Origin of the sequence: Novosphingobium sp. FKTRR1, assembly GCF_020404405.1 — a bacterium.
In the GTDB taxonomy this organism is placed as follows: Bacteria; Pseudomonadota; Alphaproteobacteria; order Sphingomonadales; family Sphingomonadaceae; genus Novosphingobium.
Window position 1 is genome coordinate 48,284 of record NZ_JAIZDA010000018.1, and the last position, 24,625, is coordinate 72,908.

The window sequence follows — 24,625 nt, forward strand, 5'->3', positions numbered from 1 at the left end:
ACCCGCCCGCACGCGCGGACCGCCCGGCCAATGCCACGCCGCCCACCGGACGTGATGCTCAGTCGGCCGGAGCAGGGGCCGCCAGCGGAAAATAGGGGATCGCCACCTCGAACAGCGAGCCATCGCCGCGGCGCATCGTGTAGTGCCCTTCCATGCTGCCCTGTGCGGTGCCAAGCGGACAGCCCGAAACATAGTCGTGCGACTGGCCGGGGCGCAACAAGGGCTGTTCGCCGACCACGCCTTCGCCGTCGACGAAATTGACCAGCCCGCGCCCGTCGGTGATCCGCCAGTGGCGGGTCAGCAATTGCACCGGCTGATTTGCCTCGTTCTCGATCCGGATGTGATAGACCCAGAACCACTTACCGGCATCCACGCGCGACTGTTCGGGCAGGAAATTGACGGCTACACGCACCGTCACTCCGTCCGTGGTCGTGGCATGCTGAAAAAGGGCTTTCATGGGAAAAGAGACTAGCCCGATTCGTCCGCGCTTCCAACGACGATCTTGCTCGGCTCGCCGCGCAAGTGGCGCAAGGTGCCAAGCGGCCATGGCTGGTGCCCGGACGATCGCGGCGTGGATGCGCTGATGCCGCGATGATGCAGGTCAACGCCCCCGCGATCCTGTGCGCCGTGATCCCGCATGGCGAACACGGCGCGGTCGTGCGCCTGCTTACCGCAGCGCACGGCCTTGTCGGCGCTTATGTGGCGGGCGCGCGCGGGCGCGATCTGCGGCCCTTGCTGATTCCCGGCAACACGCTGGCGGTGGAAGTGCGTGCGCGGGCTGCCACCCGTCTGCCTTCCGCCCGCGTCGAACTGCTGGTCAGCCGCGCCCCATGGATGACCGAACCGCTCGCCGGAGCGGGGATCGGCTGGGCCACCGCGCTGGCCGCCGCAAGTTTGCCTGAGGGGCATCCCTATCCCGCGCTGCACGCCGCGCTCGACGCGCTGCTCGACGCCATCTGCCATGCGCCCTCGGCTCGCGGCTGGGCGCGCGTGCTGGCCGGGTTCGAAGCCTTGCTGCTGCGCGAGGTCGGTTATGGCGGCGCCGTGGCTCCCCCACCCGACGAGCCATGGCCCGAACTGATCGTCCGGCTGGAACGCCTGGGGCAGGCCATCGGCAACCGACTGCTTGCCGATCGGCGCCGTGATGTTATGGGCGCGCGCACGATACTGCTCGACCGGTTGCGCCGGATCGGGGCGGATTGACCGGAACGACACAAACAGGATGAGCGCCATGAAGATTGCAGTTCTGCCCGGCGACGGCATCGGCCCCGAAGTGACCCGCGAGGCCATACGCGTGATCGAGGCGCTCGATCTCGGCATCGCGCTGGCAGAGGCGCCGGTCGGTGGCGCCGCCTACAAGGCGCAAGGCCATCCGCTCCCGCCCGCCGCGCTGGCTGTGGCCGAGGAATCGGACGCCATCCTGTTCGGCGCGGTGGGCGATCCCGACTGCGACCGGCTTGATCGCCATCTGCGCCCCGAACAGGCGATCCTCGGCTTGCGCAAGGCGCTGACGCTGTTTGCCAACTTGCGCCCGGCGCGGGTGTTCAAGGGGCTTGAGGACCATTCGGCACTGCGTCCCGAAGTGGCCTCGGCCATCGACCTGCTGATCGTGCGCGAGCTGAACGGCGACGTCTACTTCGGCGAAAAGGGCTTCCGCACCGCCGTCGATGGCAGCCGCGAAGGCTATGACGTGATGTCCTACAACGAGGGCGAGGTGCGCCGCATCGCGCATGTCGGCTTCCGCGCCGCGCAAGGCCGCCGGGGCAAGCTGTGCAGCGTGGACAAGGCCAACGTGCTCGAAACCAGCCAGTTGTGGCGCGACGTGGTGATCGACGTGGCCCGCGACTATCCCGATGTCGCGCTCGAACACATGTATGTCGACAACGCGGCGATGCAACTGGTGCGCAACCCCGGCCAGTTCGACGTGGTCGTCACCGGCAACCTGTTCGGCGACATCCTGTCCGATCAGGCCAGCATGTGCGTCGGCTCGATCGGCATGCTCGCCAGCGCCTCGCTGGGCGAGCGCCAGACCGCTTACGGAACCTATGGTCTGTATGAGCCGATCCACGGCTCGGCCCCCGACATCGCGGGCAAGGGCCTGGCCAATCCCATGGCGACGATCCTGTCGGCCGCCATGCTGCTGCGCCACTCGCTTGGCCTGGCCGACGCCGCCGACCGCATCGAGGCCGCCGTGGCCGCAACGCTTGAAGCAGGTGTCCTTGGACGGGATCTTGGCGGCAGCGCGGGCACCACGGAAATTGGTGACGCCGTGCTCGCAAGGCTGTAAGCGCCCGCATCATGCTGCAACTTGCCGTCATCCTGCCCACGTTCAACGAACGCAAGAACATCGCGCTGATGGTCGAGCGCCTTGATGCCGCGCTTGCCGGCTTGCGCTGGGAAGCCATTTTCGTCGACGACAACAGCCCCGACGGCACCGCCGACGAGGCGCGCCGCATCGCTCGCGACGATCCGCGCATCCGGGTGATCGAGCGGATCGGTCGGCGCGGGCTTGCCTCTGCCGCGATCGAGGGCATGTGCGCCAGCGCCGCCCCGGTCGTCGCGGTCATGGATGCCGACGGCCAGCATGACGAAACCCTGCTGCCCCAGATGTATGCGGCGGTCACCAGCGGCGAATACGATGTGGCCTACGCCTCGCGCTTTGCCGAGGGCGCCAGCACCGAGGCATGGGGCCGCCCCGACCGGGTCAAGGCTTCGGGCTTTGCCAACGCCATCGCGCGCCGGGTGACCGGCGTCGATCTGACCGATCCGATGAGCGGCTTCTTCATGCTGCGCGCCGAGACCCTGCGCGCCGATGCGCACCGTCTGTCGGGCGTCGGCTTCAAGATTTTGCTCGATATTCTGGCAACCGTTGACCGGCCGCTGCGGGTCAAGGAATTTCCTCTCAATTTTGCGGCGCGTATGGAAGGCGAATCGAAACTGGACCGGACCGTCGTTTTCGAATTTCTGGTGGGCCTCTATGACAAGTGGCTCGGCCGGATAATTCCCACCCGCTTTGCACTGTTCGGCACCGTCGGTGCGCTGGGTGCGATCGTCCATCTGACCGTGCTGTCAGCGGTGCTGCACTTGTTCGGCGCGCAGTTTCAGGTGAGCCACTATCCCAAGGAAGCGGCGTTCATCGTTGGCCAGACGCTGGCCTCGCTCACCGCGATGACCTTCAACTTCGTGCTCAACAACGAGCTGACCTATTCGGACAAGCGGTTGCGCGGGTTCGGCCCCTATTTGCGCGGCTGGCTGAAGTTTGCCGCGACTTGCGCTTTCGGCATGCTCGCCAACATCGGCGTTTCGACCGCGCTCATCCGCATCGGCGTGCACACTTATCCTGCCGCGATCGCAGGTATCATCCTTGCTTCGGTGTGGAACTTCGCGCTGTCGAGCAAGTTCGTGTGGGGCAAATACGGCTGAGCGGAATGCGCCTGGCGTGGCGTGCCCCGCTATTGCCAGCTGTGCAGCCACATCCACGTGCGGTAGGCCGCCTTCATCGTCGGTAAGGGCGCGGCCGAGATGATCGGGTAGAACCCGACAAAGATCGCCAGCGTCAGCGCCAGCGAAGCGCGCAGCGGCCAGCGCAAGCCCTGTTCCCACCATTCGCCCAGAACCAGCGCCAGCGCCGCCATCACGAATACGGCGGCCAGCGCATAGTGGTAATAGAACTGCACCGGCTTGCCGTTGATCGCCCAGAACACCAGCGACAACACATAGAGCAGCGCCACGCCTTGCTTGAGCCGTGGCCGCGCTCCATCCCCGCGCCAACCCTCCCACGCGCACAGCAGCAGCGCGGGCAAACCGGCAAGCATGGTGAACGGGTGGCCGACCATCAGGATGCCACGCTGCGCGCCGTCGACCGGGGCATAGAGGAACCAGATCGGCCGCAAGTTGAACATCCACTGCCACCACCGGCTCATGTAGCGGTGCGGCTTCACCACGCTGTCCTGCAGGTGCAGCATGTAAGTCTGCCATGGGATCAGCCCGCGCAGCGTCATCGGCTGCACCTGATAGAAGAAGGCGGGCGCAAACGTGGCGAAATAAGTCAGCACCGGCACCAGACCGAGCCATACCACCGCTTCGATCAGCGAGACGCCCCGAACCGGCGCATAGCGCGTGCCGAACAGCCATTCGGCCAGCGTGGCACCGGTGACCTTGCGCCCCGGCGTGTGGTGGACCAGCCCGACCGCGCGCGCGCGATCCCAGGCAAACAGCAGGCCGGGCGTGACCATCAGCGGAATGACGTTCCACTTGCCCCCCAGCGACAGCCCCATGAACACCCCGGCCAGCAGCAGGTGCCAGCGGCGGCACCTGGCCCAGGCCAGCGACCATTGCCAGAACGCCAGCGCCATCATCGAGAGCATCGCCATGTCGAGCATCGCGATCCGGCTGAGGATGAACCACTGGAAGTTGGTGGCAAGGAACACCCCGAACAGCAGCGTCGTCACCCGCGAACGGCTGGCCCACCACACCGCGCGGGTTGCGCCGAACAGGCCCAGCGTTCCGGCCACCAGATTGGGCAGCCGCCAGCCGAACGGTGTATCACCGACCAGCTTCATGCCGAGCGCAATGAACTCCTTGCCCAGCAACGGATGCTCGGGGTTCAACCGCCGGGTCAGATCGATCAGCCGCCGCGCCGCAGGCAGGTAGTGGATCTCGTCGAACATCGGCCGCGAAGGGATGCCCAGCCGGATCAGGCCGAGCAGAAAGAAGGCAAGCACGATCAACCAGATCGCCAGCAGCGGATCGGGCCGACCGAGGGCGGCAGCAAGGCGGTGGCGCAGCATGAGGCGCGGCTGATACGCCAATACGACGCGCGCGCGCAATGGTCCGGCTTGCACGCGCCCGCGCTCGCTCTTAAGGCGCTGCGTCATGAAGCGCACAACCGGTCAGGACCGTTCGATCACGCGCCAGTGGCGCCCCGCAACCCAGGCCGTCCGCGGCGGCACCTGGCGTTCCGAAATGGGTGAGACGAGCGAGGCCCTGTTCCTCACCTCGGGCTACACGTATGACGATGCCGCCACCGTCGCCGCGCGCTTTGCCGGTGAGCAGGATGGCATGACGTATTCGCGTCTGCAGAACCCCACCGTGCAGATGCTTGAAGAACGCATCGCCTTGCTCGAAGGGGCTGAGGCTTGCCGCGCGCAGGCGAGCGGGATGGCGGCGATGACCACCGCGCTGTTGTGCCAGCTTTCGGCGGGCGATCACGTGGTCGCGGCCAAGGCGGCGTTCGGCTCATGCCGCTGGCTGGTCGACAATCTGCTGCCCCGCTTCGGTATCAGCGGCACCACGATCGATGCAGGCGACAACGCCGCGTGGGAAGCCGCGATCAGGCCGAACACCAAAGTGTTCTTCTTCGAAAGCCCGGCCAACCCGACGATGGATCTGGTCGATCTGGAGTTCGTCTGCACGCTGGCGCGCAAACACGGCATCGTCACGGTGGTGGACAATGCCTTTGCCACGAGCGCCTTGCAGCGTCCGCTCGATTTCGGCGCCGACGTCGTTGCCTATTCGGCCACCAAGATGATGGATGGACAGGGCCGGGTGCTGGCGGGCGCGGTCTGCGGTTCGAACGATTTCATCAACAACGTGCTGTTGCCGTTCCAGCGCAACACCGGCCCCAACTGCGCGCCCTTCAATGCGTGGGTCGTGCTCAAGGGGCTGGAAACGCTCGACTTGCGCATCCAGCGCCAAAGCGAGAGCGCGCTCAAGGTCGCGCAGTTCCTTGAACCGCGCGTGCCGCGCACGCTCTATCCGTTCCTGCCCGGCCATCCGCAGCACGCGCTGGCGCTCAAGCAGATGAAGGCGGGCGGATCGATCCTGTCGATCGTGCTCGATGGCGGGCGCGAACAGGCGCACGGGCTGCTCGACGCGCTCGAACTGATCGACATCTCCAACAACATTGGCGATTCGCGCTCGCTGATGTGCCATCCGGCCTCGTCCACCCACCACGGCGTGGGTGCCGAAACCCGTGCCGACATGGGCGTGGGCGAAGGGATGCTGCGGCTGAACGTCGGGCTGGAAGACCCCGACGACGTGATCGAGGATCTGGATCAGGCGTTGCGCCGCGTAGGACTTTGATCCCGGTTCAGGCGACCCGATCGACCTGTTCGTAGGTGCGGGGGAGCGGCGCGGCCGTCTCCTCCGCCGCCTCGCTCAGCAACAGCCGCACGTGCGGACTGGGCACGCTGACGATTTCGCCCGTGGCCTCGATCGCGGCAACCCAGATCAGATCCTGGCCCTGGCCACGCTCGATCACCCCGATCGCATGGGCACTGCCCTTGTCCACGACATGCAGGCGGACAACGGGATCGAGTTGGGTGAACATGGCCGGCTCCAAGGCATGAACATCATGCGCGATGAGCCGGCAAACGCCTGAAACTCAACAAGGTTTCAGGCGGGAATAAAAAAATCAGTCCGAAAGCGCCCCTTCGGCCCCACCGCCTGCGCGCGCCGCCGCATCCGCTTCGAGCGCGGCGATCCGCAGCTTGAGCGCCTCAACCTCCTCGCGCGCGGTGGCGGCGAGATCCTTGACCGCGTCGAATTCGTCACGGGTCACGAAGTCCAGCCCGCCGAACAGTTCCTTGGCTTTTTCCCGCGCGGTTTCGCCCGCTTCACGGCCCACGCCGGCCAGCGTTCCGGCGGCGCTGTTGAGCAGCTTGACGAAGTCGGCGAGGAGCGGGTTTTCGCTTTGCATGGCACGCATGATCCCAGGAAGTGACGGTGGCGGCTACATGGTGCCGCAGCGCCCGCATCGCAAGGGACAATTCAGCACAGCGACGCACGACGCACGCAAGCCGTCACAGTTCGACCCGCACGGTTGCCCCCGAACCGCTGGCGCCGTCGGCTTGCGGATTGAGTTGCAGGATCTGCAGGTTGAGCGAGGAAGCAAAGCAGACCCACGCCAGATAGGGCAGCAGCAGCATCCCGGCCACGCGCCGCACCCGCCAGAACAGCACCGTGGTGACGAGCAGCGCAACCGCCAGCGCCACGATCAGCCCAAGCGCCAGCGAAATCTGGTGCATCATGAAGAATGCCGGGCTCCACGCCAGATTGACCAGCAGTTGCACGACGAAGGCGGTGACCGCCAGCCCCTGTCCCCGCGCACCGCGCGCCGAACAGACCAGCGCCAGCGCCAGCCCCATCATCACGTAAAGGATGGACCAGACGATCGGGAATGCCAATGGGGGCGGGTACAGCGCGGGCTTGACCAGCGCGGCGAACCACGGATTGTCGGGCACGCTTCCGGCCGCCCGGCCCGAGAGGAAACCAAGCCCCAGACACGAAGGTACGGTGAACAATGACCAGCGAATGATGCTGGCCCTCAATTGGGCAGGAGAAGCAATCTGTTGCATGGTACCCGCAAAAAACTGTTGCCGACCCGCTTGACCGGCCCGGCAGGGACCGGCGAGCATGCCGATTCGCGAGTGATATTGGACGGCAGATCGCCAAACGGCAATCTTGGTTAAGCTCCGTTACCGTGCAGCTACGATCAGGAACTCGACATTGCCTTCGGGGCCGGTGATCGGACTTTCGACAATGCCTTGCACATCAAAGCCTTCGGCCACCAGCCAGGCCTGCACTTCGGCGCAGACGCGGGCATGGAGCGCGGGGTCGCGGACCACGCCACCCTTGCCCACTTCGCCCCGCCCAACCTCGAACTGCGGCTTGATCAGCGCGACCAACCGCGTCGGCCGGGAAGCCAGCGCCAGCGGCACTTCGAGCACCTTGCGCAAGGCGATGAAGCTGGCGTCGCACACCACCCAGGTAGCCGCCTTGTCGATCTGCGCCGGGGTGAGCACGCGCGCACTGGTCTGTTCGAGCACGGTAACGCGCGGATCCTGCCGCAATTTCCACGCCAACTGGTTCGTGCCCGAATCAACCGCGAACACATGAGCTGCTCCGTTCTGGAGCAGAACGTCGGTAAAGCCGCCGGTCGAACTGCCGATATCCATCGCCACGACGCCCGTGGGGTCGAGCCCGAAGTGCGCAATGGCATGCGCCAGCTTGATCCCGCCGCGGCTGACCCACGGGTGATCGCGGCCGCGCACGTCCAGCGGCGCATCGCCGGGAACCGTCTGCCCCGCCTTGGCCACCTTCATCTCGCCGACAAACACCAGCCCCGCCAGGATCAGCGCCTGCGCGCGCGCGCGGCTTTCGACCAGACCGCGCTCGACCAGCAACTGATCGACACGCTGTTTCTTTGCAGCGGCTTGCGGACGGGGGGTCTGGCTTGTGGTCACGGGCAGTCTCTTCCATAGACAGGGCATGATGATCAACCGCCTGGTCGGCTCCTCGCGCGCTTTTGCTGTCCGCCTGCTCATGCTCGGCGGAGGCTGCGTGGCGCTATCCCAGCTTGCCAGTTGCGTTGCGCCGGCGCCAGAGCCGCCCCGTCCGGCCCCGCGCCCGCTCCCGCGTCCGGCACCTGCCCCGCAACAGCGTCCTGCTCCGCTGCCTGCACCGCCACCTGTTCAGCAGATCCGCCCTGCAGCGCCCTTGCCATCGGGCAACGCCGCGCCGGTCGACTGGCATGACGCCCCGCTGGCCGATGGCATCTGGCGCTATCGTGCCGAGCCGGGCGGCAGTCTTGCTGCCTTTGTCACGCCTGCCGGGCAGACCGTGCTGAGCTTGCGCTGCAATCGGGCCGAACGCACCGTTGCGATCAGCCGGTCGGGTATCGCGGCACCGGCCCAGCAAGACCCTGCCCAATCGTCCACTGGCGCCGTGGCAACGGCCGTTCCGGCGTCGATCAGTGCGTCGACGCAACAGCGGCGGCTGACCGCCAGCTATCGCGCACCCGCATTGGTCATCACGCTGCCTGCGCAGGATTCGCTACTGGATGCGCTGGCCTTCAGCCGCGGCCGCTTTGCGGTCGACATCTATGGCACGACGATGCTGGTGGTGCCTGCCTGGTCGGAAGTGGCGCGGGTGGTCGAGGATTGCCGCTGAGGCAATGCCACTTCACCGCGACGAATGGCTTGCGGGAAAGTTTTCCACCGCCTTGTCGGGCGAAGCAAGCATTCTGACGGCAAAATAATTTCGATCAAGACTTGTTGTTCTGCCCGCAATGAATCATCTTCCTGTCAAGGCCGGTGCAGGGCCTTGCACTCCCGGTCCAGCCGTTCGCAAGGGCGGCGAACTTGGCTCAACAGCGCGAAAGGAGGTGATCCGATGTCTCATGGTTCAGCACAGAGGTCGGCATTCCGCAACGCGAGGCATTATCGCTGATTTCCAGATAAGCGATAAAGGCATCGTGGGCGGCACTTCCGGCCGCTGACCATGCGAAGGGCTGCTTTCCTGCGGGAAGGCGGCCCTTCACATTTTTGGGCATTCCCGGATTTCTCGACATACCGGGGCTTCATCAGCCCACGCCGCCCGGATCGACCCGAGGCGATCGGCCCTCAATCGCGATCGGCCCTGCATTGCGTTCGGCCCTGCATTGCGTTCGGCATTGTGCCGGGCGGCAGGTTCCACTACCTCACGCCAAAGACCGCTCGGGATGAGATCAGTCTCTTTTGGACTTTAATTTCATATTCCTTGCCATTTTCGTAATTATAGTTCAACAGCGCGGAACCTCGTTCCACAAGTCCGTTCCAAGGAGTCGATGACCATGGCGACGCTCGCCGAACCGCACGCTTTCACCCGCGCCCCCCACCCCGGCCTCGTGCCTGCGGACGTGCGCGCGCAGGTGCTGGCGAACCCCGGCTTCGGCACGCGCTTCACCGACCACATGGTGTCCATCGACTATGACGCCGACCTGGGCTGGCACGATGCACAGATTCTGCCTTACGGCCCGATCGCGCTCGATCCGGCGGCGGCGGTGCTGCACTATGCGCAGGAAATCTTCGAAGGGCTGAAGGCCTATCGCCATGGCGACGAAGGCATCGCGCTGTTCCGGCCCGATGCCAACGCCGCACGCTTCAACGCCTCGGCCCGGCGGCTGGCGATGCCCGAACTGCCCGAAGACCTGTTCATCGCGGCGGTGCGCGAACTGGTGCTGGCCGATCGCGACTGGTTTCCCACGGTCGAGGGCGGCTCGCTTTACCTGCGCCCGTTCATGTTCGCGTCCGAGGCGTTCCTTGGCGTGCGCCCTTCGCGCAAGTATCGCTTTCTGGTGATCGCCAGCCCGGCGGGCAACTACTTCAAGTCGGGGGCGCCTGCCGTCTCGATCTGGGTCAGCGACTACACCCGTGCAGCGCCCGGTGGCACCGGCGCGGCCAAGTGCGGCGGCAACTACGCCGCCAGTCTGGTGCCCACCGCCGAGGCCTTTGCGCGCGGCCATGATCAGGTGCTGTTCCTTGACGCGGCCGAACACCGCTGGATCGAGGAACTGGGCGGGATGAACCTGTTCTTCGTGTTTGCCGATGGCACGCTGCTGACACCGCCGCTGGGGGGGACCATCCTGCCGGGCATCACCCGCGAAAGCCTGATCACGCTGGCGCGCGAAGAAGGCCTGACCCTGCGCGAGGAACGCTACAGCCTTGACCAGTGGCGCGCCGACGCGGCTTCGGGCAAACTTGTCGAAACCTTCGCCTGCGGCACCGCTGCCGTGGTGACGCCGGTTGGCAAGGTTGCCGATGCCGACGGCGAATTCCTGATCGGCAGCGGCGGCCCCGGCCAGTTGACGCAAAAGCTGCGCAACCGGCTGGTCTCGATCCAGCGCGGCGATGCCGCCGACACCCACGGCTGGGTGAACAAGATCGCCTGACGTTTGGCAGGCAGGGTGGAGGGCAGATGCCGCACCCTGCCCTGTCCCCAAACGGCCTAGGCGGTAACGCGGGGCTGCTTCGGCATGGTCACAGCGGGACTTTCACCGCCCACCCGCTGACGTGGCACCGTGGCGAAGTGGTGCATGTCCGCCAGCGCCAGCAACCACGCGAGCAGCGATTCCGCGCCACGATTCTCGTTGGCGCGGTCGGGGTGGAGCCCGTCGCGGCAACTGCCCGTCGCCACATCCACAACCGCAAGGCGCAGATCGTTTCGCCCGAGAAACCAGGCAAAGGCCTGTTGCGCGTCGCGTTCCCATTCCCCGGTCGGGTCCACCCTTTGGGCGGCGAGACAGGCCGCAACCGTGGCGCAAGCCTCCACCGGCTGCTGGTCGAAGGCGTGGGGGCTATCACGCGAAACCAGCAGGAACCCTTCCGAGCCGACCGGCCGGAAATGCCCGTCGGGCGCGGTCTGGATCGCCATCAGCCAGCGCAGGCTGCGCAGGCCCGCCGCGATCAGGGCAGGGGTGTTGGTGGCACTGCCGGTCTTGATCAGTGCCTCGCACAGCCGCGCGTTGTCATAGCTCAGCCGGTCTTCGAACCACACCCAGTCGGGGCTTTCGCATTGGGTCAACCGTGCGAGCAGTCGGTCCGCCAGCAAGGCCTGCAGATGCCGGGCCGCGTGATCGTAGGGATAGGCGGGGCAATAGGCCGCCAGTCCGAGCAGGGTGAAGGCCCACGCGCGCGGCGAGGTGAAATGGCCGACGTCGATCAGCGCCAGCGCGAACAGACGTCCTGCCCAGCGTGCCAGCTGCGGATCGGAAATCGTCGCGGCGCAAACCCCGAGCGCCCATAGCGTACGGCCGTGGCTGTCTTCCGATCCGGTCGGCTCAAGCCAGCGGCGGTCATAGCCCATGAAGTTGCGGAAGCGGCGGGTATCGGGGTTCCATGCGTGTTGGATGAAGGCGGCAAAGCGCGGAGCCATGGCCTTGGCAAAGACGGCATCCACCCCCTCGCCCGTGCCGCAACAGGCTAGCAGGGCGCGCGCATTGTCGTCGATGCAATAGCCATGGTGGCGGTCTGGCACGCCAAGAACGGCGTGCTGGAACAGCCCGGTATCGTCACACATTGCCGCAAAGTGGCTGACCGACGCCGGCGGCAGCGCGGTACTGTTCGCCCGTGCGCGCGCCCTGTTCAGGCTGGCGCGGAATGCATCGCGATAGCGCAGCGCGGTATTGGCCCAGGTCATCGCCCGGCTGGCATTGTAGGCCTTTTTCCCCATCGCCAGCCGCGCGGCTTCATCGATCAGCAAGTCGGCCACCGCGGCGCCAAGGCTGACCGGATCGTTGAACGGCACCAGCACGCCCGAACCATCGACCAGCAGTTCCGCCGCATGCCAGAACGGGGTGGACACCACCGGTCGCCCAAGCCCGTGCGAATAGGCGAGCGTTCCCGATGTCATCTGCGTTTCAAGCAGATAGGGCGTCACATAGACATCGCACATCGCGATATGTTCAAGCAGTTCGGGCCGGTCGAAAAAGCGGTTGAGGAACACCACGTGATCATCGAGGCCGAGCGCATGGACCCGCGCAATCAGGCTTTCGCGATAGCTTTCGCCGGCATCGCGCAACAGCGAGGGATGCGTTGCGCCCATCACCACATAGACCGCATCGGGTGCCTGTTCGAGTACGACGGGCATCGCCTCGATCATCGTTTCGATGCCCTTGTTCGGACTGATCAGCCCGAACGTCAGGATCACCCGGCGGCCGGCAAAGCCGAGTGCGGCCTTGGCCTCCCCGGGCGCTTCCAGCGGTACATCGGGGATGCCGTGGGGGATCACGAGTACCCGCGCGGGATCGGCCCCATAGGTATCGATCAGGACATCGCGCCCCTTCTGCGCCATGACCACCACCCGGGCCGAAGCCTTGAGAATGGCGTCGATGACGGTGCGCTGCGCCGCATCGGGCCGGTCGAGCACGGTGTGCAAGGTCGTGACGAGCGGCACTTTCAGCGCCGCGATCAGGCCAAGGACATAGTCGCCCGCAGCGCCGCCGAAGATGCCGAATTCATGCTGCAGGCAGGCAATGTCGAAGCCCTGCCCGTTGATGAAGTCGGCAGCGGCAAGGTAGCCCCCCGCATCCTCCTGCGCGATCGACCAGCGGACATGCGGCGGAAAATCGTATTGGCCGCCCGGATCGCACATCGCGATGATCGCGGTCTGGGCCACGTCGTCAAGGTGGCTGACCGCCAGTTCAAGGTCGGTGGTGAAGGTCGCGATACCGCAGCGTCGCGGCAGGGCATTGCCGATGAAGGCGACCTTGAGGCCCTTGTTCATCGCATCGCCTCAGAGCTTGCCTTTGGGCTTGCGCATGGCGGCCATCACCGGCGAACTTTCGGCCGGGCTGATCGCGACCGATGCCTTGGGCTTTTCGGTCTTGGGCTTGCGCACTTCACGGTTGCTGCGCTTTTGCGATTTGGCCATGTCAGATGTTTCCCGGTTGCTTGTGGTCGAAATGTCCGAGCCACGTGGAAGTTCCAATGCGCCGCGCCGGTTGCGGGCGAACGGACGTTGGGCAGGCGCGCTGGGGAGCGGTGCAGCGACAATCGCGGCAGGCAGACGAAAAGGCTCGTCCCGCCAACCGGCAGGGGCGAGATCAGTCCCACGTGCCCGGAAGGATCGCCAGCAAAGTCCTGCGCTGGCCGAGCCTACCACACATCGCAGGACTGCCTGCATCAATTCGCAAGGTTACGCGTGGCTCAGCCGAGCCGGTCCTCATCGGTGTAGATATCGAACCGGGTCAGTGTGACCGGACCAAAGGTGGTGGTAAGCGCCGCATCGGCCGCATCGCGCCCGCGCGCCATCAGGATGCGCCCCCGGCGCGGACGGTTGTGGCGCGCGTCGAACACGAACCAGCGCCCCTCCAGAAACACCTCGAACCACGCCGAAAAGTCCATGTCGCCGACGACCGCCGGCAGATCCATGTCGCCCATGTAGCCGGTGCAATAGCGCGCCGGAATGTTCATGCAGCGGCACAAGGTGACCGCCAGATGAGCGAAGTCGCGGCACACGCCGACTTGTTCGTGATAGACGTCCCACGCGGTCTTGGTCGGGCGCGCCGCCATGTAGTCGAAGCGGATATGCTGGTGGACCCAGCCGACGATCGCCTGCACCAGTCCCCACCCTTGCGGGATATGGCCGAACAGGTTCCACGCGATTTCGGTCAGCCGGTCGGTCTCGCAATAGCGGCTGGCCAGCAGATACAGCAGCACGTCGTCGGGCAGTTCGGCCAGCGGCACCTGCCGCGCCTCGGGCACCACTTCATCGGGCAGGAACGGATCGTCGATCACGAACCCGCAGGAAATGACGATGCCGCCCGGTGGCATCGTCAACCGGGTACAGATGTTGCCGAAGCTGTCGACATAGTCATACAACGGCACATCGGGGGTGGTGAAGATCCGCTGCGGGGTGCGCAGATCCTTGTTGCGCGAGGCATGGACACTGAGGTTGGCCAGCATCGGCACCGCCTGGTCGCTAGCGAAACCGATGTCATAACCTGCGCGGATCAGCATGGGCGGGAAGCTTTCGTTCGAGGAAATGCCCGCATTGCGGGTTCGAAATGAGGGTCTTTGGGCAAGAAACCGACGACTTTGGCATGGGTTCCCACCGGAAAATGTGCCCTTTGCTGCAAAATTTGGCGGATCGAACCTTTCGCGCAGAGCCTACACACCTGTGGCGCCCTGACAAACGATCTTGTCGCACTGCACAATGAAGGGTTGACTGCGAGGTGTATATCCATATTTTGATATTTATCGAAATATGGGGTTTGCGATGGATTCAGCGCTTGCCGTCCGTGCGCTTGGCGCGCTCGCCCATGATCATCGGCTGGCGGCGTTCCGCCTGCTGGTGCAGGCCGGGCCGGCAGGATTGCCCGCTGGCGTGATCGCCGAGCGGCTGGGTCTGGCCCCGTCATCGCTCAACTTCCATCTTGCCGCGCTGGTCCAGGCCGGCCTTGTCACGCAACAACGCCAAAGCCGCCTTGTCATCCACCGCGCCGACTATGCCGCGATGGGCGATCTGATGGGCTACCTCACCGAAAACTGCTGCGGCGGGGCATCATGCGGCGACCAAGTGGTCGGCGCCGATGCCTGCTGCCCCTCTGATTTGATCGTCGACCCCACACCCATTCACGAAGGGAAAGTTGCATGAAGCGTTTCCACGTCCACGTCGGTGTGACCAACATCGAAGCCTCTATCGCATTCTATTCCAGCCTGTTCGCAGCCGCGCCCACCGTCGTGCGCCCTGATTATGCGAAGTGGATGCTTGAAGACCCGCGGGTCAACTTCGCCATTTCGCAAAAGGATGGTGCGGTCAAAGGCATCGAGCATGTTGGCCTGCAAGTGGAAGACGCGGACGAGCTGGCGGAAGTCTATGCCCGGCTGGCAACGATCGCAGCCCCCACGTTGACCGAAGGGGCCACGACCTGCTGCTATGCGCAGTCGGAAAAGAGCTGGGTTGCCGACCCCGACGGCGTTGCATGGGAGACGTTCCTGACCACGGGCGAGAGCACGACGTACGGGACCAGCCCCGCGCTCGATCAACTGGCCTCGGCCAATGCCGGCGCGACCAGCTGCTGCACGCCCAAGGCTGCCACGATCAGCGCCGCGCCCCGCGCGCAAAGCTGCTGCTGAACCGGGGACCGCACGATGGCTGTCGACATCATCATCTACCACAACCCCGAATGCGGGACATCGCGCAACACGCTGGCGATGATCCGCAACGCCGGGATCGAGCCGCATGTCGTCGAATACCTCAAGACCCCGCCATCGCGCGCCATGCTGGAAAGCCTGATCGCGCGGGCTGGGATCACCCCGCGCGCGCTGCTGCGTGAAAAGGGGACGCCTTTTGCCGAGCTTGGTCTTGGCGACCCGGCGCTGCCCGATGCGGCGCTGATCGATGCGATGATCGCCCACCCCATCCTGATCAACCGTCCGCTGGTGGTGTCTGCGCTGGGCGTGCGGCTGTGTCGCCCGTCAGAGCTGGTGCTTGATCTGCTGCCAAGCGCGCAGCGGGGGGCCTTTGCCAAGGAAGACGGCGAGCAAGTGGTCGACGCCGCCGGGCACCGCATCGCGCAGAACTGAAGGACAAACGATCATGACCGCGACGGTGGACTCCCGCCCGTTTTCCATTCTGGTGCTGTGCACCGGCAACTCTGCACGCTCGATCCTGGGCGAGGCGATACTCGAACACCTGAGCAATGGCCGGATTCGGGCCTTCAGCGCCGGCAGCAAACCCAAAGGCGTGCCGCATCCCGGTGCCTTGCGATTGCTGGCGCGGCGCGGGATCGCGACCACAGGGTTCCGCTCGAAAAGCTGGCTTGAGTTTTCCGCGCCCGAGGCCCCGCCGATCGACCTGGCGATCACCGTGTGCGGCAATGCGGCGGGCGAGGCATGCCCGGTATTTCGCGGAACACCGGCACACCCCCACCCGTTGCGCGCCCACTGGGGTCTGCCCGATCCGGCCGATGTCACCGGCGACGAAGCGGCCGAGGATGCCGCATTCGAGGACACCTGGCGCTGGCTGACCTTGCGCGTCGACGCGCTGCTCGCCCTGCCGTTCGAGACGATGGACCGGCACGAACTGACCGAGGCATTGGCCGCAATCGGCCAGATGGAAGGCGCCGCGTGAACCGTCTGGCAAGCCCTCTGGCCGAAGCGCTGGGCAGCTTCCTGCTGTTTGCGACCGTGATCGGCTCGGGCGTGATGGCCGACAGGCTGAGCGGCGGCAACGTGGCGGTGGCCTTGCTGGGCAACACGATCGCCACCGGCGCCATGCTGTTCGTGCTGATCACGATGTTCGGCGCCATTTCGGGGGCGCACTTCAACCCGGCTGTGACTCTGGTGATGCGGTTGCGCGGTCAGATTTCGACCGCCGCCGCGTTGGGCCACGTCGTTGCCCAACTGGTGGGCGGCATTCTGGGTGTGTGGACGGCCCATGCGATGTTCGACCTGCCGGTGTGGCAGATATCGCAGCACGTCCGCACCGGTCCGGGCCAGTGGCTGGGCGAAGGCGTCGCCACTTTCGGGCTGTTGCTGACGATCCTTGGCACGGTGCGGATGCGCGCCGAGGCGGTGCCGACAAGCGTCGCGCTCTACATCACGGCCGCCTACTGGTTCACCTCGTCGACCAGCTTTGCCAACCCGGCGATCACCGTGGCCCGCGCGCTGAGCGATACCTTCGCTGGTATCGCACCAGCCAGCGCCCCCGGCTTCATCGCGGCGCAACTGGCAGGCGCACTGGCCGCGCATCTGGTCGCCGATCTGCTGTTTGCCGATCCGGCGACACCGCCCAAGCCCCTCTGACGCCACCGCGTCAAAGGGGCCTGGACAGCCGACTTATTGCACCTTCAGCCCGGTCGGGTTCGAGACGAAGGTGATCGCGTAGTTGGTGGCAAGGCCGGTTCCGAACACCGCGTTCGCACCATTGAGCGCATATGTGCCGACCGGCGAGGCCGCCGTGGCGGGCGAGCTGACCGCGATGCTGGTGACCGTATCGCCATTGACCAGACCGGTGGTGGCCGTCGCCGCCGTCGCGGTGGCGGTCCCGGTAACAGGGTTGGCCGCACCGAGCGCGCGGACCAACTGGTTCGGTGTCAGCGTCAACGGCCGGGCGATGACGCTGAGCGCCGTGGCGTTGGTGGCCGCCTGCGCATAGGTGACGGTGTAGTTGGCATTGCTGATGGTGCTCAGCCCTGCGCCGGTAATGCCGTATTTGGCCACGTTCGAGGTCACGGTGGCTGCGGTGGTGAAAGCCGCCGTGCCCGAGGTGACGGTCGCCAAAGTATCGCCATTGACCAAGCCAGTGGCCGCGACCGCGCCGGTCAGCGCCGGGTTGGCCGCACCATAGACGCGGCTGGCGGCGGTGGCGGTATAAGTCACCGTTACCGCAGCGGGGTTCACCGTCAGCGCCGTGGCATTGCCTGCCGCCTGCACGAAGCTGAAGGTGTAGTTGGTGCTGTTGCCCGCAAGCCCGCTACCGTTGATGGCATACTTGCCCACCACCGACGTCGCGGTGGCAGGGGTGCTCCATGCCGCCGTGCCGGTGGTCACGGTTGCCAGCGTAGCGCCGTTGACCAGACCCGCAGCGCTGACCGTCCCCGTCAATGCCGGGTTGGCTGCACCGTAAAGGCGAGTGGCGGCGGTGGCGGTATAGGTCACCGTGACCGGCGCCGCCGTGACCGAGAGCGCCGTCGTGTTGCCCGCTGCCTGAGCATACGTGACAGTGTAGTTGGCATTGCTGATCGTGGTCAGGCCCGCTCCGGTAATGGCGTATTTGCCCACGTTCGAGGTCGTGTCGGCGGTGGTGGTGAAGGCCGCCGTGCCGCTGGTGATCGTCGCCAGCGTCGCCCCGTTGACCAGACCCGCAGCGCTGACCGTCCCCGTCAATGCCGGGTTTGCCGCACCATAGTTCCGGCTGGCGGCGGTGGCCGCATACGTGACGGTGACCGCCGCAGGATTGATCGTCAGCGCCGTGGCGTTGCCCGCCGCCTGCACGAAGCTGAAGGCGTAGTTGCTGCTGTTACCGGCAAGCCCCGCGCCGCTCACCGCGTACTTGCCCACGTTCGAGGTGGTGTCGGCGGTGGTGGTGAAGGCGGCAGTGCCGGTGCTGACGCTGGCCAGCGTCTGGCCGTTGACCAGACCGGTTGCGGCAATCGTGCCGGACAGCGCCGGGTTCGCCGCGCCATAGGCCCGGCTGGCCGCCGTGGCGGAGTACGTCACCGTCAACGGGGCCGGAGTGACCGACAGCGCCGTGGCGTTGCTGACGCTTTGCGCAAAGCTGATGGTGTAGTTCGCGCTCGCCCCGGTCAGGCCGCTGCCGGTAACCGCATACTTGCCGACGTTGCTGGCGCCACTGGCGGCGCTGGCGAACACCGCGGTGCCCGTGGCGACAGCGCCAAGGCTATCGCCGTTGGCAAGACCAACCGCCGTGACCGAGCCGGTCAGCGTCGGGTTGGCCGAACCATACAGGCGCGTGGCCGCATCGGCGACATAGACGATCGCCAGCGGACGCGCCGTCACGCTAAGCGCCGTGGCGTTGCCCGCTGCCTGTGCGAAGGTGAAACTGTAGTTGGCGCTGTTGGCGCTCAACCCCGCACCGTTGATCGCGTACTGCCCCACGCCCGATGTGATGAGCGCGCTGGTGGTGAAGCTGGCCGTGCCGCTGGTGATCGTCGCCAGCGTATCGCTGTTCTGCAACCCGGTGGCGGTGACCGTGCCGGTATAGACCGGATCGGCCGAGCCATAGGTCCGGCTTGCGGTGTTGGCGGCATACGTCACCGTGACCGGCGCCGGCGTGATCGTCAGCGTGGCGGCGGTGGGCACGATCACCCGGTAACCGACGCCCAACGTCGAGATGGCGGCGGTGTTGCGACCGATGGCATAGCTGCCCACGCCCGAAGTGCCGACCGCCGTGGTGCTGAACAGGTTGGCCACCGGCAAGGTATCGCCCGGCGTGTCGAACACGAAAGGTGTTGGCCCGCCTGCCACGATGGTTCCGCCAAAGGCCGGGTTGGCCGCGCCATAGGTCCGCGTGGCGCTGGTCGGGTTGGCGACGACCACGGGGGTCAGCGCGTAAAGCTGCGGGTAGAACGCGGCGGTCTGTCCGGCCTGCCCGACTTGCGACGGCGGCGACCAGGTGCTGGTGAAGTTCCAGCCCGCATACGTGGTGGCATAACTGTTGAAGTCGGTCATCTGCGCGGTGGTCAGCCCGGCAGTGGCGACACAACTGGCAACCGCCACCCCGCACATCGCGCTCTGGCCCGAGGTGGTCTTGTTCCACACCGACCGGGTGATCGTTGTCCCCGCTTCGGCCGAGCCGATCAGCCCGCCGACCGCGAGGGTGCCCACGCCGCCGGTGACCAGCCCGACCGAATAAGTCTGGTTGAAGCGTGTGCCATAGCTGCGCCCGACCAGCCCGCCGATCCCGTTGGAGGCATCGCTCGCGCTGACGTTGCCCAGCGCATACGCCTGATAGACCGAATTGTAGTCGATTTCGCCCACCAGTCCGCCGACATACAACGCTTGCGCCCCGGCCTTCACCGTGCCCGCGGCATAGGCCGTGGTGATCGAATTGTTGGCATAGCCGGACAGGCCGCCGACATATTGGCTGCCCGATCCGGTCGCCGTCACCGAACCGGTGGCATAGGCCTGGGTCAGCGAGCCGTTCTGCGAACCGATCAGCCCGCCGATGTACGAACCGGTTCCGCCCACCGCCGCCGTGCCGACCAGCACGTTGCCGCTGGCGCGCGCCTGCACGATTGCCACGCCGCTGCCACCGGCGAGCCCGCCGACGTTGGTGCTGCCGGTGCCGACGGTGACATTGCCGGTGGCGCGCAACTGGCTGCTGGTTCCGGCCACCTGGCTGCCGATCAACCCGCCAACGAAGTTGCTGCCGGAGCCCGATGTCACCGCGCCGGTTGCGCTGGACTGGGTGACCCAACCACCCGAATAGCCGATCAGCCCGCCCACGTACTGCGCGCCATTGGCCGCCGTCACCGCGCCGCTGGCCGACGATCCGGTGGTGCCGTCCGAGGTAGAACCTGCCAGACCGCCGATATTGTTGCCGGCGCCCGTTACCGCACCGGCTGCGCTCGACTGGTTGATCGTGCCGCCTGCCAGCTGACCGACCAGCCCGCCAACATAGCTGCCGCCGCTGACCGCGCCCGCAGCCGACGACTGGAACAGGCCGGTGCCGGTGTTGTAACCGATCAGCCCGCCAACATTGGTGGTATTGGCGCCGCCGGTGACTTTGCCGGTGGCAAAGCTGTTCTGGATGATCCCGCTGTTGTAGCCGATCAGCCCGCCGACAGAGTTGACCGCTGTCGGGGTGGTTGAAGTGGTAACCGCGCCGGTGGCCGATCCGTTCAGGACCGACATGCCGTTCGCGCCGATCAGCCCGCCGATGTTGGAATAGGTGTTGCCCGCCTGCCCGATCTGGGTTGCCGCGCCGCTGGCCTTGCTGTTGGTCAGGCTGCCACCCGTGGCGCTGCCGATCAGCCCGCCCACGTTGCCGCTGCCGGTCACCGCGCCGATGGCGCTGGCATTGTCGACATCGGTGTTGTCCAGCTTGCCGATCAACCCGCCGATGCCGCCATTGACGCCGCTTTCCAGCCCGCTCACGACATTGCCCTGCGCATAGCTGCCGCTGACCAGACTGCCGCTGACATAGCCGGCCAGACCACCCACCGAGGTCGCGTTCGTGCCCGTCGTCACCAGCCCAGTGGCATAGCTGTTGGTCAGGTTGGCGTTGTCGAAGTAGCCGACCAGCCCGCCCACGTTGTTGGCATCGTTGCCTGCGGTGACCGCGCCCTTGGCAAACGATTGGTCGATCGAGACATCGCTGGCATAGCCAACCAGACCGCCGATATGCTGCGTGCCATTGCCGCCCGAAACCGCGCCGATGGCGTTCGATCCGGTCAAGGTGCTGCCGCCCGCGCTGTTCCCCGTAAAGTTGCCGACCAGCCCGCCGACATAGCTGCTGTTGGCACCCACGGTGACACTGGCGATGGTGTTGGAGAGCGAGATCGAGCCCGGCCCGTACCAGCCTACCAGACCGCCGACATAGGCTACGCTGTTGCCGCCGACGACGGCACCGTTGGCATAGCTGCTGGCGATGTTCAGGTTGGTCTGTCCGGCCAGTCCACCGACGTAGTACGCGTTGTTGCCGACGGTGACCGTTCCCTTGGCGAACGAATTGGTCAGCGACGTGTCGTTGCCCGTCCCGATCAGGCCGCCGATCGAATTGGCGTTGTTGCCCGCCTTGACCGCGCCGGTCGCGCTCGATCCGGTGACCGCCACGGTAAAGCCGTTGCTGCTGATGTTGCCGATCAACCCGCCGACCGAACCATAGTTGTCACCCGCCGTGACACTGCCCGACGCCGTGCTGCCGCTTACGGTCAGGTTGGCGTTGTACAAGTACAGACGGCCGACCAGACCACCAATATTGTAATATCCGCTGCCGGTACTGCCAGTCGTAACGTTGCCCGTGGCATAGAGGTTGTTGAGGCTGGCCCCGTAGTCATAGCCGATCAGCCCGCCGACATCGTAGGAATCGTTGCCCGTGGTGACCGCGCCCTTGGCATAGAGGCCGGTCAGCGTCGCCCCGCCGGTCCCGTCGAAGTTGCCGACCAGCCCGCCGACGCTGGCCGCATTAGCCCCCGTCGTCACCGCGCCGGTGGCATAGCTGGTTGCGATCGAGCCGGATCCTGCGCCCACCAGACCGCCGACGCGAAGGCTGTTGGCTCCGGCGGTGACGGTGCCGGTGGCATACGTGGTGTTCAGCGCGGCCGCGCTATTACCCACCAATCCGCCAATGTAGTTGGCGCTGGCGCCGACCATGACCGCGCCGGTGGCAAAGCTGTTGGTGATGGTTGGCGTCACGCCGTTCAGATCGACGCCCCCGACCAGCCCGCCGATATAGCTGCTGTTGTCCCCCGTCGTGACCGAGCCGATCGCGCTGCTCGATGCGATGCTGGCACCATTGCTCGAGCCCACCAGTCCGCCGACGAAGCTCGCCTGCAAAGGTGCCGCCGCCGTGCCGACCAGCACGTTGCCGCTGGCGGTCGAGCCGGTGATGGAGGTGCCGATGGCATCGTCCAGACCAACGAGCCCACCTATATAGACGCTGCCGTTGCCGACCGTGACGGTGCCGGTGGCCGAAGATCCGCTGATCGTCGTGCCGGCTGCACAAGGGTTGCTGGAGCAGGTGAATTGCCCGACCAGACCGCCGACATAGTTGCCGGTCAACAGGCTGGTCGACACCGCGCCGGTCGCCTTCGATCCGGTGATCGCCGAATCCACGCTATAGCCGACCAGACCGCCGACTTGCGCTGCGGTATAGCCCGCCACCGCGCTGGTGGTCACCGAACCTGACGCCGTGGAGTTCAGCACCGCTCCGGTCTGCAGGCGCCCGACAAGCCCGCCGATGTAGTTACCCGGCCCTGCGCTCAGCGTCACGGCGGTGGTGGCGTTGCTGATCTTTGAACTGACCGAATAGCCGACCAGTCCGCCCACCGAATTGCTGATGCCCGAGGAGGTGACCGTCCCGGTGACGCTGACGTTGCTCATTTGCGCGCCATTGCCGGTGTTGTAGTCCGAGTTGTAGCCGATCAGTCCGCCAACATAGGACGTTCCGCCCAGAATGTTCACGTTGGTCAGGTTCAGGTTGGCGATCGTGTTCTTGCCATCGCCCCCGACCTGTCCGAACAGGCCGACCGCATTGACGCTCGACCGGCTGATCTTCAGCTTGTCGATGGTGAAGCCTTGCCCGTCGAAGTTACCGGCAAAGCCGACATTGCTGTTCAGCACATTGCCCGCGGCATCGGTCCCCAGCGGGACGAAGTTGGCGATGGTGGAGGCGTCGATGTTCTTGGAGAGGGCGTAGTTGTCGGTGAGGTTGGTGTTGATCGCCTGCAGCTTGGCGGCGGTGTTGACCAGTTCGTAGGCGGTCACTTTGCCCGCTGCTGTGACGGCCGGGAACGCCACCGCCGTGCCGAAGGTTGTCGGGTTGTAATAGATCTTGGCCGTCGAGCCCGCGCCGGTCAGCTTGGCGGTGATGCCGCTGCCGAACGTGACCGTGCCGGTGCCGGTGCCGGTGTTGTCGGCGCGCAGCACCAGACCCGCATTGGCCCCGGTCGCCGAAATCGCCTTGTTCACCGCCACGGTGCGGAACGCCGAGAGCGTCAGCGTGTTGCCGCTCGCCCAGCTCACCGCATCGTTGACCAGCACATCGCCATTGGTGCCGGTCGCCCCGCCCGAGGTGATCGTCACCGACGTCGTCGCCAGATTGGTGCCCAGCGCCGCGCCGGTGATGTCCCCGCCGCTCGCCGCGATCACATAGTCGGTCGGGTCGATCAGCCAGGTGCCGGTCTTGCCTTTGGCCGAACCGGTGTTCACGCTCAGGCCCGTGGCCGCCACGTGCGCGCCCGAGGTTTCGACAAAGCCGCCGTCGCCGCTGGTGCCCGTCGCGCGCGCGCTGATGGCGCCGCTGGCGGTTACCGTGCCGCCCGCCCCGCCCAGCAGCCGGATGCTGCCACCGTTGCCGCTCGCGCTGTCGGCGTTGATCGCGCCGGTCAGGTTGACGACATTGCGCACCAGATCCTTGGCCGTCGCCGCCGACAGGATCACCTGCCCGCCGCTGGCGCTGATGCTGCCGCTGCTCGCCACCAGCGCGCCCGATCCGGCCACGCTCGAAGGCACCGCCACCTGCAGGAACGCCCCGCCGTTGAGGTCGAGCGCGATGCTCTCGCCCGAACCCAGCCCGACTTTGCCCAGCGGCGCCACGATCGTCCCGGCATTGCCGACGCTGCCGCCCAGCAGCGCGACATAGCCGCCCGAGCCGGTCGTGATCGCCCCGGCATTGCTGACCGACGCCGAGGCGCCCTTGCCGGTGAACTTCGCCTTGCCCGCCACGAAATCGGCGTTGGCGATGTCGAGCGTCGAGGCGACGAAGCCGCCGCCGGTCTGGACCGAGCCGGTCGAGGTGATCGCGATGCCGTTGGGGTTGACCAGATAGACCGCGCCATTGGCCACGATCGACCCGGCGATGGTCGAGGTCGTCAGCCCGGTGACACGGTTGAGCGTGGCACTGGTGACGCCGGGCTGGACAAAGCTGACCTTGCCGCCGCCGCCGACCGAAAAGCTGCTCCAGTCAACCACCGCGCGCGCGCTGGTCTGGGTGACGGTCAGCGTGCCTGCAGAGGGCGCCGAAATGCTGGCGCTGCCCGCGCTGACACTGCCCCCCGTGGGCAGCGCCTGCGCCTGCGCACCAGTGGCACCCACAACCCCGCCCAGCACACTGGTGGCCAGCAACGCAAGACGCAAACGACGATCAAGACGGACCGAACCCATGATAAATCCCC

General features: G+C 66.1%; 21 protein-coding genes. 11 read left to right on the plus strand and 10 right to left on the minus strand.

The features are described 5' to 3' along the window. Positions 1 to 58: 58 nt before the first annotated feature. Complete coding sequence (gene apaG, locus LDN95_RS16170) at positions 59 to 457, minus strand: Co2+/Mg2+ efflux protein ApaG (RefSeq protein WP_226018620.1); 399 nt, start codon at positions 455 to 457, stop codon at positions 59 to 61. Between the two features lie 137 nt (positions 458 to 594). On the opposite strand from apaG, the gene LDN95_RS16175 reads away from it, so the two are divergent. From LDN95_RS16175 to LDN95_RS16185, 3 genes are read left to right on the plus strand one after another with little or no spacing between them, the layout of a single operon-like run. After that, entirely contained in the window at positions 595 to 1,203 is a 609-nt protein-coding gene (locus LDN95_RS16175; RefSeq protein ID WP_226018674.1) for a DNA repair protein RecO, read from the plus strand. 28 nt (positions 1,204 to 1,231) lie between these two features. Beyond that, the gene (gene leuB, locus LDN95_RS16180) at positions 1,232 to 2,287 is read left to right on the plus strand and encodes a 3-isopropylmalate dehydrogenase (protein WP_226018621.1); all 1,056 of its coding nucleotides are present in this window, start codon (positions 1,232 to 1,234) and stop codon (positions 2,285 to 2,287) included. An 11-nt stretch (positions 2,288 to 2,298) separates the two neighbouring features. After that, on the plus strand, positions 2,299 to 3,423 hold the full coding sequence (locus LDN95_RS16185; RefSeq protein ID WP_226018622.1) for a glycosyltransferase family 2 protein: 1,125 nt from the start codon (positions 2,299 to 2,301) through the stop codon (positions 3,421 to 3,423). Positions 3,424 to 3,452: 29 nt separating this feature from the next. Here the strand turns inward: LDN95_RS16185 and LDN95_RS16190 are convergent, their stop codons facing one another. Continuing rightward, on the minus strand, positions 3,453 to 4,877 hold the full coding sequence (locus LDN95_RS16190) for a glycosyltransferase family 39 protein (protein ID WP_226018623.1): 1,425 nt from the start codon (positions 4,875 to 4,877) through the stop codon (positions 3,453 to 3,455). On the opposite strand from LDN95_RS16190, the gene LDN95_RS16195 reads away from it, so the two are divergent. Further along, positions 4,876 to 6,084, plus strand: coding sequence for a PLP-dependent aspartate aminotransferase family protein (locus LDN95_RS16195; protein WP_226018624.1), 1,209 nt, complete (start codon positions 4,876 to 4,878; stop codon positions 6,082 to 6,084). The genes LDN95_RS16190 and LDN95_RS16195 overlap by 2 nt on opposite strands. 7 nt (positions 6,085 to 6,091) lie before the next feature. Here the strand turns inward: LDN95_RS16195 and LDN95_RS16200 are convergent, their stop codons facing one another. The 4 genes from LDN95_RS16200 to LDN95_RS16215 form a co-directional block, all read right to left on the minus strand. Continuing rightward, on the minus strand, positions 6,092 to 6,331 hold the full coding sequence (locus LDN95_RS16200; protein ID WP_226018625.1) for a hypothetical protein: 240 nt from the start codon (positions 6,329 to 6,331) through the stop codon (positions 6,092 to 6,094). Between the two features lie 84 nt (positions 6,332 to 6,415). Further along, positions 6,416 to 6,700 carry an accessory factor UbiK family protein gene (locus LDN95_RS16205; RefSeq protein WP_226018626.1) on the minus strand — a complete coding sequence of 95 codons (285 nt, stop codon included), beginning with the start codon at positions 6,698 to 6,700 and terminating at the stop codon, positions 6,416 to 6,418. A 103-nt stretch (positions 6,701 to 6,803) separates the two neighbouring features. Then, positions 6,804 to 7,358, minus strand: coding sequence for a TspO/MBR family protein (locus LDN95_RS16210; protein WP_226018627.1), 555 nt, complete (start codon positions 7,356 to 7,358; stop codon positions 6,804 to 6,806). Positions 7,359 to 7,478: 120 nt separating this feature from the next. Then, on the minus strand, positions 7,479 to 8,246 hold the full coding sequence (locus tag LDN95_RS16215; RefSeq protein ID WP_226018628.1) for a TlyA family RNA methyltransferase: 768 nt from the start codon (positions 8,244 to 8,246) through the stop codon (positions 7,479 to 7,481). Between the two features lie 25 nt (positions 8,247 to 8,271). Here LDN95_RS16215 and LDN95_RS16220 point away from each other — a divergent pair, with 25 nt between their 5' ends. Together LDN95_RS16220 and LDN95_RS16225 are read left to right on the plus strand one after the other, a co-directional pair. Then, complete coding sequence (locus LDN95_RS16220) at positions 8,272 to 8,952, plus strand: hypothetical protein (protein ID WP_226018629.1); 681 nt, start codon at positions 8,272 to 8,274, stop codon at positions 8,950 to 8,952. A gap of 661 nt (positions 8,953 to 9,613) precedes the next feature. Further along, positions 9,614 to 10,711 (plus strand): branched-chain amino acid aminotransferase, encoded by a 1,098-nt coding sequence (locus LDN95_RS16225; RefSeq protein WP_226018630.1) that lies wholly within the window; start codon positions 9,614 to 9,616, stop codon positions 10,709 to 10,711. Positions 10,712 to 10,767: 56 nt separating this feature from the next. Here the strand turns inward: LDN95_RS16225 and LDN95_RS16230 are convergent, their stop codons facing one another. The 3 genes from LDN95_RS16230 to LDN95_RS16240 all read right to left on the minus strand — a co-directional run bounded on the left by LDN95_RS16230 (position 10,768) and on the right by LDN95_RS16240 (position 14,279). After that, positions 10,768 to 13,044: a glycosyltransferase family 4 protein gene (locus LDN95_RS16230; protein WP_226018631.1), complete on the minus strand. Its 2,277-nt coding sequence runs from the start codon at positions 13,042 to 13,044 to the stop codon at positions 10,768 to 10,770. A gap of 9 nt (positions 13,045 to 13,053) precedes the next feature. Then, a complete protein-coding gene (locus LDN95_RS16235; RefSeq protein ID WP_226018632.1) occupies positions 13,054 to 13,191 on the minus strand; it encodes a hypothetical protein in 138 nt (45 codons plus the stop codon). A 275-nt stretch (positions 13,192 to 13,466) separates the two neighbouring features. Then, on the minus strand, positions 13,467 to 14,279 hold the full coding sequence (locus LDN95_RS16240; RefSeq protein ID WP_226018633.1) for a transglutaminase family protein: 813 nt from the start codon (positions 14,277 to 14,279) through the stop codon (positions 13,467 to 13,469). 259 nt (positions 14,280 to 14,538) lie between these two features. Between LDN95_RS16240 and LDN95_RS16245 the strand changes: the two genes are divergently transcribed. Genes LDN95_RS16245 through LDN95_RS16265 form a run of 5 tightly spaced genes read left to right on the plus strand, consistent with a single transcriptional unit; the run spans position 14,539 to position 17,069 of the window. Continuing rightward, positions 14,539 to 14,916, plus strand: coding sequence for a helix-turn-helix transcriptional regulator (locus LDN95_RS16245; RefSeq protein WP_226018634.1), 378 nt, complete (start codon positions 14,539 to 14,541; stop codon positions 14,914 to 14,916). Then, the gene (locus LDN95_RS16250; RefSeq protein ID WP_226018635.1) at positions 14,913 to 15,398 is read left to right on the plus strand and encodes an ArsI/CadI family heavy metal resistance metalloenzyme; all 486 of its coding nucleotides are present in this window, start codon (positions 14,913 to 14,915) and stop codon (positions 15,396 to 15,398) included. Before LDN95_RS16245 ends, LDN95_RS16250 begins: the two co-directional genes overlap by 4 nt. Positions 15,399 to 15,413: 15 nt before the next feature. Next, complete coding sequence (arsC, locus tag LDN95_RS16255) at positions 15,414 to 15,848, plus strand: arsenate reductase (glutaredoxin) (protein ID WP_226018636.1); 435 nt, start codon at positions 15,414 to 15,416, stop codon at positions 15,846 to 15,848. A 13-nt stretch (positions 15,849 to 15,861) separates the two neighbouring features. After that, a complete protein-coding gene (locus LDN95_RS16260; RefSeq protein ID WP_226018637.1) occupies positions 15,862 to 16,395 on the plus strand; it encodes an arsenate reductase ArsC in 534 nt (177 codons plus the stop codon). Continuing rightward, positions 16,392 to 17,069 (plus strand): MIP/aquaporin family protein, encoded by a 678-nt coding sequence (locus LDN95_RS16265; protein WP_226018638.1) that lies wholly within the window; start codon positions 16,392 to 16,394, stop codon positions 17,067 to 17,069. Before LDN95_RS16260 ends, LDN95_RS16265 begins: the two co-directional genes overlap by 4 nt. Positions 17,070 to 17,102: 33 nt before the next feature. Here the strand turns inward: LDN95_RS16265 and LDN95_RS16270 are convergent, their stop codons facing one another. Next, entirely contained in the window at positions 17,103 to 24,614 is a 7,512-nt protein-coding gene (locus LDN95_RS16270) for an MBG domain-containing protein (protein WP_226018639.1), read from the minus strand. Between the last annotated feature and the right edge of the window lie 11 nt (positions 24,615 to 24,625).

Bases quoted from the DNA above. Each gene is read 5' to 3' on its own strand.
- apaG (WP_226018620.1), bottom strand. From the start codon at position 457: ATGAAAGCCCTTTTTCAGCATGCCACGACCACGGACGGAGTGACGGTG.
- LDN95_RS16175 (WP_226018674.1), top strand. From the start codon at position 595: ATGCAGGTCAACGCCCCCGCGATCCTGTGCGCCGTGATCCCGCATGGC.
- leuB (WP_226018621.1), top strand. From the start codon at position 1,232: ATGAAGATTGCAGTTCTGCCCGGCGACGGCATCGGCCCCGAAGTGACC.
- LDN95_RS16185 (WP_226018622.1), top strand. From the start codon at position 2,299: ATGCTGCAACTTGCCGTCATCCTGCCCACGTTCAACGAACGCAAGAAC.
- LDN95_RS16195 (WP_226018624.1), top strand. From the start codon at position 4,876: ATGAAGCGCACAACCGGTCAGGACCGTTCGATCACGCGCCAGTGGCGC.
- LDN95_RS16190 (WP_226018623.1), bottom strand. From the start codon at position 4,877: ATGACGCAGCGCCTTAAGAGCGAGCGCGGGCGCGTGCAAGCCGGACCA.
- LDN95_RS16200 (WP_226018625.1), bottom strand. From the start codon at position 6,331: ATGTTCACCCAACTCGATCCCGTTGTCCGCCTGCATGTCGTGGACAAG.
- LDN95_RS16205 (WP_226018626.1), bottom strand. From the start codon at position 6,700: ATGCAAAGCGAAAACCCGCTCCTCGCCGACTTCGTCAAGCTGCTCAAC.
- LDN95_RS16210 (WP_226018627.1), bottom strand. From the start codon at position 7,358: ATGCAACAGATTGCTTCTCCTGCCCAATTGAGGGCCAGCATCATTCGC.
- LDN95_RS16220 (WP_226018629.1), top strand. From the start codon at position 8,272: ATGATGATCAACCGCCTGGTCGGCTCCTCGCGCGCTTTTGCTGTCCGC.
- LDN95_RS16225 (WP_226018630.1), top strand. From the start codon at position 9,614: ATGGCGACGCTCGCCGAACCGCACGCTTTCACCCGCGCCCCCCACCCC.
- LDN95_RS16230 (WP_226018631.1), bottom strand. From the start codon at position 13,044: ATGAACAAGGGCCTCAAGGTCGCCTTCATCGGCAATGCCCTGCCGCGA.
- LDN95_RS16235 (WP_226018632.1), bottom strand. From the start codon at position 13,191: ATGGCCAAATCGCAAAAGCGCAGCAACCGTGAAGTGCGCAAGCCCAAG.
- LDN95_RS16240 (WP_226018633.1), bottom strand. From the start codon at position 14,279: ATGCTGATCCGCGCAGGTTATGACATCGGTTTCGCTAGCGACCAGGCG.
- LDN95_RS16245 (WP_226018634.1), top strand. From the start codon at position 14,539: ATGGATTCAGCGCTTGCCGTCCGTGCGCTTGGCGCGCTCGCCCATGAT.
- LDN95_RS16250 (WP_226018635.1), top strand. From the start codon at position 14,913: ATGAAGCGTTTCCACGTCCACGTCGGTGTGACCAACATCGAAGCCTCT.
- arsC (WP_226018636.1), top strand. From the start codon at position 15,414: ATGGCTGTCGACATCATCATCTACCACAACCCCGAATGCGGGACATCG.
- LDN95_RS16260 (WP_226018637.1), top strand. From the start codon at position 15,862: ATGACCGCGACGGTGGACTCCCGCCCGTTTTCCATTCTGGTGCTGTGC.
- LDN95_RS16270 (WP_226018639.1), bottom strand. From the start codon at position 24,614: ATGGGTTCGGTCCGTCTTGATCGTCGTTTGCGTCTTGCGTTGCTGGCC.